General features: G+C 28.5%; 7 protein-coding genes. 1 reads left to right on the top strand and 6 read right to left on the bottom strand.

The features are described from left to right. Positions 1-469, bottom strand: a 469-nt coding sequence (locus E6248_RS09905) for a tetratricopeptide repeat protein (RefSeq protein WP_396335145.1), incomplete at its 3' end; no start/stop codon positions are given. 428 nt (positions 470-897) lie between these two features. Here E6248_RS09905 and E6248_RS09900 point away from each other — a divergent pair. Further along, on the top strand, positions 898-1,149 hold the full coding sequence (locus E6248_RS09900; protein WP_316340647.1) for a DUF4318 domain-containing protein: 252 nt from the start codon (positions 898-900) through the stop codon (positions 1,147-1,149). 459 nt (positions 1,150-1,608) lie between these two features. Here E6248_RS09900 and ptsP read toward each other — a convergent pair whose 3' ends face one another. From ptsP to E6248_RS09875, 5 genes are all read right to left on the bottom strand, one after another. Next, positions 1,609-3,228, bottom strand: coding sequence for a phosphoenolpyruvate--protein phosphotransferase (ptsP, locus tag E6248_RS09895; RefSeq protein WP_316340646.1), 1,620 nt, complete (start codon positions 3,226-3,228; stop codon positions 1,609-1,611). A 530-nt stretch (positions 3,229-3,758) separates the two neighbouring features. Further along, positions 3,759-4,793 (bottom strand): ribonucleotide-diphosphate reductase subunit beta, encoded by a 1,035-nt coding sequence (locus tag E6248_RS09890; RefSeq protein ID WP_316340645.1) that lies wholly within the window; start codon positions 4,791-4,793, stop codon positions 3,759-3,761. A 25-nt stretch (positions 4,794-4,818) separates the two neighbouring features. Next, positions 4,819-7,047: a ribonucleoside-diphosphate reductase subunit alpha gene (locus tag E6248_RS09885; RefSeq protein WP_316340644.1), complete on the bottom strand. Its 2,229-nt coding sequence runs from the start codon at positions 7,045-7,047 to the stop codon at positions 4,819-4,821. 231 nt (positions 7,048-7,278) lie between these two features. Continuing rightward, complete coding sequence (locus E6248_RS09880) at positions 7,279-7,638, bottom strand: arsenate reductase family protein (protein WP_136006922.1); 360 nt, start codon at positions 7,636-7,638, stop codon at positions 7,279-7,281. 189 nt (positions 7,639-7,827) lie between these two features. After that, positions 7,828-8,442 (bottom strand): sensor histidine kinase (locus tag E6248_RS09875; RefSeq protein WP_316340643.1); only part of this gene is annotated, 615 nt, incomplete at its 5' end.

Here is an 8,442-nt window from a genome sequence, read left to right as displayed (position 1 = left end):
CATATACATTAGCTTTATCTATTTCTATTAATTTACTAAGATTCTCATGACTTTTTAAATAGTCACCCTTTCTTAAATAACAAATAGCTAAGTACTTATTTACATTAATTGAATTAAAATCACTTTCTGTGCATAAATCTAATAATTCTATAGCCTCATCTATCTCAAAGTTATTTATACATTCAACTGCTCTATTATATAAATCAAGTCTTTCATAATCCTTTTCTATATCTTTTAAATAAGATGAGGAAATATCATCATTATTAAAATGCCTATTTGTCTTAAAAAGAGCTACTGCTTCTTCTAAGTCTCCCTTTAAATATAGAAGTAGTCCTTTTAAATTTAATAGCTTTGAATTAGATAAATCCCTACTTATTCCCTGCTCACATATATCTATAGCTTTATCTATATACCCATTATTATATAATTTTAATGCCTTTTCATAAGTTCTATTATCTCTACTTTTCATTAATATACCTCTATTAGTAATACTTCTATTTATAAGTTACTTTTACTTTATAATTATCGTACCACAGGTAAAAATATTTTGCACATGTTGTCATAAAATGCGAGGCATTTTATGAATGTAAAAATTAAAAAATAAAAAATGTTGAATAAAATTCCTGACATATTTTCACAAAAATATTTTTAGGAATAATTAAAGTTTTGTTGTGCAATACCTCCTTCATTCCTTCATTTTTTCATTTTAAATGTTGAATTTTGTAACTATTGCGAACTAATTAATGGAAACAGATCTTTGAAAATTGAATAGTACGGTATAAAAATTCTACAATAAAATAATGATTATAGTAAAATTTCACAATGGTAAAATTTTATTGTATAATCAAATGAGAATCTAAAGAAGAATGGATTCAATAAATTATTTGGAGGGATTTTATGGGAAATATTTTTAAGAACATGCTAAAAGTAAGTATTGATATTCCATATGAAGACTATACTGTTTATCCAACAGTTAGTATTACAAAGGATGCTATTGTTGATTATTGTTTAAAAGAAAAGATTGATTATGAATTCCTTGAAAACAATGAAGATGATAATATGCAAGTGAAATTAGATGGCAAACTTTATGAGATATTACGCTATAATGGTGGTAGAGGTGGTTATGGAATTAGATGTAGACCCGTTTAACATTATTAAAATTTAAAAATATAATAATAAAAATACCGTATTATTCAAAACTGAATATGCGGTATTTTTTATTGCGCAATTCAAATATATTACAAAGTACTTTTTATTCAAAAATCCCTTCATTTTTTTCATTTTAAACGGTGAATTACTAGCAAAGCTAAATACAATATGTCAAATAAGCATATAGCGAAAGATTAGAAGTTCTTGGTGAAGTAACAGCTACTAAGCCTTAGAGTTGTAAAAAAATTTTCAGTTTTTTCTTAACGGATAATGCATAATTTATAATGCGTAATTAAGGAAAAAACTCCTACGGAGTTTTGAATAAAAGTTGCTTTGAACTAAACAATTTTTAAGTTTCTCTGTGCAAAACATCCTTAATTATCAATTACTCATTATCAATTACCAATTAAAAAGTTTGCTTTGCAACCTAAAAAAGGACTGCTTTCGCAGTCCTTTTTACTATTCTTGTTCTAATATTATCTTCTTAGCAGTTAAGATTGATGTAGCACTCATTGAGAACTCATCTAATCCATATTCAACTAATGTTGGGATAGCAGATTCGTCTCCTGCCATTTCTCCACACATTCCTACCCACTTGCCGTGCTTGTGAGCTCCATCTATAGTCATCTTGATTAATCTTAATACAGCTGGGTGCATTGGGTTGTAAAGGTATGATACCTTTTCACTCATTCTGTCAGCAGCTAATGTATATTGGATTAAGTCATTTGTTCCTATAGAGAAGAAATCTACGTGCTTAGCTAATTCATCAGCGTAAACAGCTGCAGCAGGAATTTCTACCATTATACCCCATTGGATCTTTTCTGAGTATTCTTTTCCTTCTGCTTTTAATTCTGCTTTACATTCATCAACAAATTCTTTAGCAGCTTGGAATTCTTCTAAGCCTGAAATCATTGGGAACATAACAGCTAGGTTACCATATACAGAAGCTCTTAATAAAGCTCTGATTTGAACCTTGAATATATCTTTTCTATCTAAACATAATCTTATTGCTCTATATCCTAAGAATGGGTTCATTTCTTGTGGTAATGGTAAGTATGGAAGAGTCTTATCTCCACCGATATCAAGTGTTCTTATAACAACTTGCTTTCCATCCATTATTTCAAGAACTTTCTTATATGCTTCGAATTGCTCTTCTTCAGTTGGAGCAGAATCTCTATCCATATATAAGAATTCAGTTCTGAATAATCCAACACCGTCTCCACCATTTGCAACTACTGCTTCAGCATCTGCAGGTGATCCTATGTTTCCACAAACTTCAACTCTTCTTCCTGATTTAGTAACTGTTTTAACAGATATTAATTTCTTTAATTCTTCTTGTTCTGCTAAGAATTTTTCTCTCTTTGCAGTATATTCATCTATAACTGATTGATCAGGATTAATTATACATATTCCTTCGATACCATCAACTATAACCATATCTCCGTTTTTAACTGATGTTGTAATATCCTTTAATCCAACTATTGCAGGAATTTCTAATGTTCTTGCCATAATAGCAGAGTGAGAAGTTCTTCCTCCAATGTTAGTTAAGAAACCAGTTACTTTACTTCTATCTAATTGAGCTGTATCTGATGGAGTTAAGTCGTGAGCTACAACTACAGTATTAGCTTCTGTAATTGCAAAAGCATCTCCGCCTTTTCCTGCTAAGTTAGAAATAATTCTCTTAGAAACATCTTTTATATCAGCAGCTCTTTCCTTCATATATTCATCTTCCATAGAGTCAAATATCATTACAAATGTATTTGTAACGCTTTCAACAGCCTTCATAGCATTTATACTATTTGATTCAATTTCTAATAGCATTCCACCAGTAAATTCTGGATCATCTAATAAAGTTAAGTGAGCTTCAAATACTTGCGCTTCATGTTCACCGATTTCTTCTAATGCCTTATCTCTTATTTTTTCTAATTGAACTTTAGATTGAGCTAAAGCTTTATTTAAAACCTCTTTTTCAGCCGCAATATCAGAAACCTTTGCATCTGTTATTACTATTTCTTCGTGTTCTTGTAAAAATACTTTACCTATTGCATAACCCTTAGAAGCAGCTATACCTTTTTTCATTATTGAGATTCCTCCTTAAATAGCTATAAATTCAAACCATGAATTTAATAGAACGTACTTTATCTATTTTAAAATTACAACTACAATGTATTATAACATATTTTTTCTTTATGTTAATAAAAATACACACAATTTTTATTATTTTCTATCATCCATTTTATTCATATTCATTTTTTTAAAAATTATTTATATTTTAATAAAATTCTGTTAAAAACATTTACATTATATGTATTCACCATGGTGATAAAAATAAATTTAATTTACAATTTTAATTTTCCTTTAATATAAACTATAAATTCCATTGATAAATTTAACCTCTAATTAATATAGTTTATGTAACTAATAGTATATTAAGTATTAAATTTATAACATTAATATTTTATTTCAATCTTTATTGTAATTCTAAAGCTTTGCTTTATTTTCATAATATAATAATTTTCAAACTTGCTATCTTTCAATATAAAATAATGAGGATGCTCCAAAAAACACCCTCATTATTTTAAATATTTAATATTTTTCTTTACTAAATATTATAGGTCATCTATAAGTGCTCCTGCCTTTGCATAAGCAGTGGATTTTGCTTCAAAGAAATCTGTTTTAACTGAATTAGCATCAGATAATATATCAACCCAAGCTGCTGGATTTTTATCATATTCTTCATATATTTCTTCTAATCCTATAGCTCTCATTCTTATGTTACCTAGATATTTTATATAATCTTCAATTAATTTTTTATTTATACCTTGGATATTGTCTCCTATTACATAATGTCCCCAAGCTATTTCATGATTAACAGCTGTTCTCATCATTTCTCTTAGCTCATTTTTTAATTCTTCTGTAAATATATCTGCCTCTTCTAATTGTAACTCTTTAAGAATATTTCTAAATAACCAAAGATGAGTATTTTCATCTCTATTTATATATCTAATTTCTTGTGCTGAGCCAGGCATCTTACCATTTCTCTCTAAATTATAGAAGAACATAAATCCTGAATAGAAGTATATGCCTTCTAAAATATAGTTTGCCATAGCTGTTTTAACTAAGTTTTCTTTAGTATGATCTTCAATAAAGTTATTATAAAGTTCTCCTATAAATTTATTTCTTTCTAATAATATCTTATCATCTTTCCATTGATATAGTATTTCATTTCTTTTCTCTGGAGAGCAAATTGTATCTAACATATAGCTATAGCTTTGTGAGTGAACAGCTTCTTGGAATGCTTGAATAGTTAAGCATAAGTTCACTTCGCTTGCAGTTATATAGTTATTTATATTTGATAAGTTTGCTGTTTGTATAGAGTCTAAAAATATTAAGAAAGAAAGTATCTTATCATAAGCTGTTCTTTCTTCAATTGTTAACTTATTATAATCCTTTAAGTCTTGAGCTAAATTTATTTCTTCCGGTATCCAAAAGTTATTCATTGCTTGCCTATACCAATCAGATACCCAGTTATATTTCATATTATTAAAATCATTTAAGTTGGTAGTATTACCATTTATCATTCTTTTTTTAGATGTTTCTATATCCCCAAATTCATTAAAAAGAGGCTTTTTATTTACAACCATAGTTATCCTCCAAAGTTTTCATATTCTATGCTGAACAGCTTTCACAATCACTTACTGTTAAAGATTTTGATCTTACATAGTAAATTGATTTTACTCCTACCTTACATGCTTCTATATATAAATTCATAATTTGTCTCATAGTATAATTCGTTGTTATATATAAATTAAAGGATTGACCTTGGTCTATATGTCTTTGTCTTACTCCATTAATTTGAACACACCATTTTTGATCTATGTTATAAGCTGAATTATAATACCAGTAATTTTCATCATTTAAATTAGGTGCAGTCTTAGGGATTATACTTCCCTTCTTTTCTTCAAGCCAGAATCTAGCCATTACTGGATCTACCCCTTCTGAAGTTCCTGCTATAGTAGCTGTTGAGCCATTAGGTGCTACAGCCATTAAATATCCATTTCTCATTCCATAAGTATTTACTTCTTCTCTTAAATCTTCCCATTTTTTAGAAGTATATCCTCTAAGATTAAAGTAATCACCATTTTGCCAATCTGAACCTTCAAAACATGAATATCTACCTTTTTCCTTAGCTATATTCATGCTTGCCTTTATTGCATGATAATTTATTCTTTCATATACATCATCTGCAAAATCCTTATGTTCATCAGCAGTCCAATGTACTAAGTTATTTGCAAGCATATGATGATATCCGCTAGTACCAAGGCCAATAGCTCTATATTTCTTATTTGTAACCTCAGCAAATGGAACTGAATAGTAGTTTAAGTCTATAACATTATCCATTGCTCTAATTTGTGTTTCTACTACATATCCAAGTTCCTCATCATTTTTAACCTCTACATTTCCTAAAACTACTGAAGATAAGTTACATACTACAAAGTCTCCTGCTTTGATTTTTTCAACAATAACCTTATCTCCATTTTCATCAATAATCTCTGACTTCTCTATATCCATACTACTCATATTTTGCATTATTTCAGTACATAGATTTGATGAATATATCATGCCTTTATGTTTATTTGGATTCATTTTATTTACTGTATCTCTATAAAAAGCAAAAGGTGTTCCTGTTTCTGCAGCACTCTTTATTATAAGTCTTACTATATCCTTAACAGGCATTGCTCTTTTGCTAATATTCTCATCATTTACACATTCCTGATATCTTCTTTCCCACTCTTCTCCATAGAAATCCTCTAATGAGTATCCCTTAGCTAATCTTATCTCATGTGGACACATCATATACCAGTTTGCATCTATATCATTTTCTGCAAGCTTCCAGAATAAATCTGGGTAACATATCCCAGGGAAAACATCATGTGCTTTCTTTCTATCATCACCATTATTAGTTTTTAACTGTAGGAATTCTGGTAAATCTTTATGCCAAGCATCAAGCCATATTGCAACTGATCCATTTCTAACTCCAAGCTGATCTACAGCTATGGCAGTATCATTAAACAGCTTAATCCAAGGTATTACCCCTCCTGATGCTCCTTTAAAGCCTCTTATTGGTGATTCTAAGGCTCTTACCTTACCTACATATATTCCCATTCCACCACCAAACTTAGATACTTCTGCAAAGTTATCTAGAGATTTATATATTCCCTTTAAGCTATCATCAACTGTATCTATAAAACATGAACTTAATTGATAAAATGGCTTTCTTGCATTAGACATTGTAGGAGTTGCCATAGTTGCTTTAAGAGAACTTAATACATCATAAAATCTCTTAGCCCACTCTACCCTCTTTTCTTTTTTCTCAGGTACAGCTAGGTGCATAGCAATTCCCATAAACATTTGCTGTGGTAACTCTAACTTACTTCTATCATAATCTTGAATTAAATATCTCTTTGCTAAAAGATTAATTCCACTGTATGTAAACAAGAAATCTCTTTCTGGCTTTATTTCTTTTTCTAATTCTAAAACCTCTTCCTTAGTATAATTCTCAAGAATATACTTACCATATAGACCTTTATCAGTTAATTCTCCTATAAATTCATAAAGAGATCCATATAGATTATCATCAGAAGTTAATCCCCTATTTCTTCTTACTTCATCATAAAGTTTATATATGTATAATCTTTCAGCTGCTACTTGCCACTTAGGCTCCATATCCGTAGTTAATTCTAATGATACTTGAATAAGAGAATCCCTTATTTCTTCATCTGTCATATTTGGTCTAACTATATGATTTAATGCTTCTAAAAGCCTTTCTTCATTATAAATTTCCTTATTCTCATTTATCCCAATTAAAGCATTACTGCAAATATCTAATAAATCCATGTCGTTCCCCTTCCACTACATATAGTGTATATATTTATACTCTGTATAAATATATACACAACATATAGACATTATAATTTCTATTCTACATAAAGTAAAATTGAGGAATTAATCAATAGATTAAAAATGCTCAAATAAAATGGAGATATCTTTTAATATCTCCCTTTTTCACTTCAAAGAATATTTCTTTAGTAATATTTATTATTTCTCAGTAATTATAAACTTTAAGTATTACTTTTTAAGATTTTCTACCCATTCTTCTTCTTTAAAACCTACTAGTACTGTGTCTTCTTTTACTAATATAGGTCTCTTTACTAACATCCCATTTGTAGCTAATATATCTAATAGCTCATCTTCTGGTAAAGTCTTCACTTTATCCTTTAGTTGCATTTCTCTATAAAGTACTCCAGAAGTATTGAAGAACTTATTTATTTTTAATCCACTTTTATCAAGCCAAGTCTTTAATTCTTCCTTACTTGGATTTTCTTCTGCTATATGTCTATCTATAAATTCCACATTATTTTCTTGTAAGAACTTCTTAGCTCTTCTACATGTAGTACACTTCGGATATTCCACAAATAAAACTGACATTCTACCACTCCTTAATTATAATTATTATTTAATTACTTCTATTATATATTTCTTTCAGTTAATAATCCACATAAAAATAGTTTTGTAAAATTAAGAGCAGTAAAATTATTTAAGTAAAGCCTTTAAATTCAAGGCTTACGTATTTTTAAATTTTTAATGGGGCTGTTTTCTAAACAGCCCCATTATGTATTATTTCTTAGGTATAATTAAATATATTTTAAACATGTCACCTTCAACCTCAATTTTTATACTTCCATCATGTAATTCCACTATACTTTTAGTTATAGCTAATCCCATTCCAGAGCCTTCTACAGCTGAATTTCTTGACTTATCTGCTCTTGCAAATCTTTCAAATATATCTTTTGTATTAAAGCCCATTTCATAATTAGAAATATTTTTAAAGGAAACCTCTACTAAATTATCTTTTGAATTTATATCTATATATACCCTAGTGTTATTTAATGAATATTTTAATGCATTTACTATTAGATTTTCGAAAACCCTAGACATTAGCTTTCCATCTAAATCTAATATTATTTCCTCTTCATTACTACTTACTTTAAATTCTATATTCTTTTCTTCATATAAATTTGAATATTCTCCAACCCCTTGATAAACTAAAGATACAATATCTATTTCTTCTTTTTGTATCTTCATCTTACCACTATTTAGCTTAGATGCTTCAAATAAATCTTCTATAAGACTCTTTAGCCTCTTAGAGTTTCTATCTAGTATTTGTAAATAGTCTTTTCTTTCATCTTCAGTTATATTTGGATCATTTAATATATTTACATAGTTTATTAT

The organism is Clostridium sp. (assembly GCF_032552055.1).
Classification (GTDB): Bacteria; Bacillota; Clostridia; order Clostridiales; family Clostridiaceae; genus Clostridium.
Note: the sequence above shows the minus strand (reverse complement) of the source record. Positions and strands in the feature narration are given on the sequence as shown.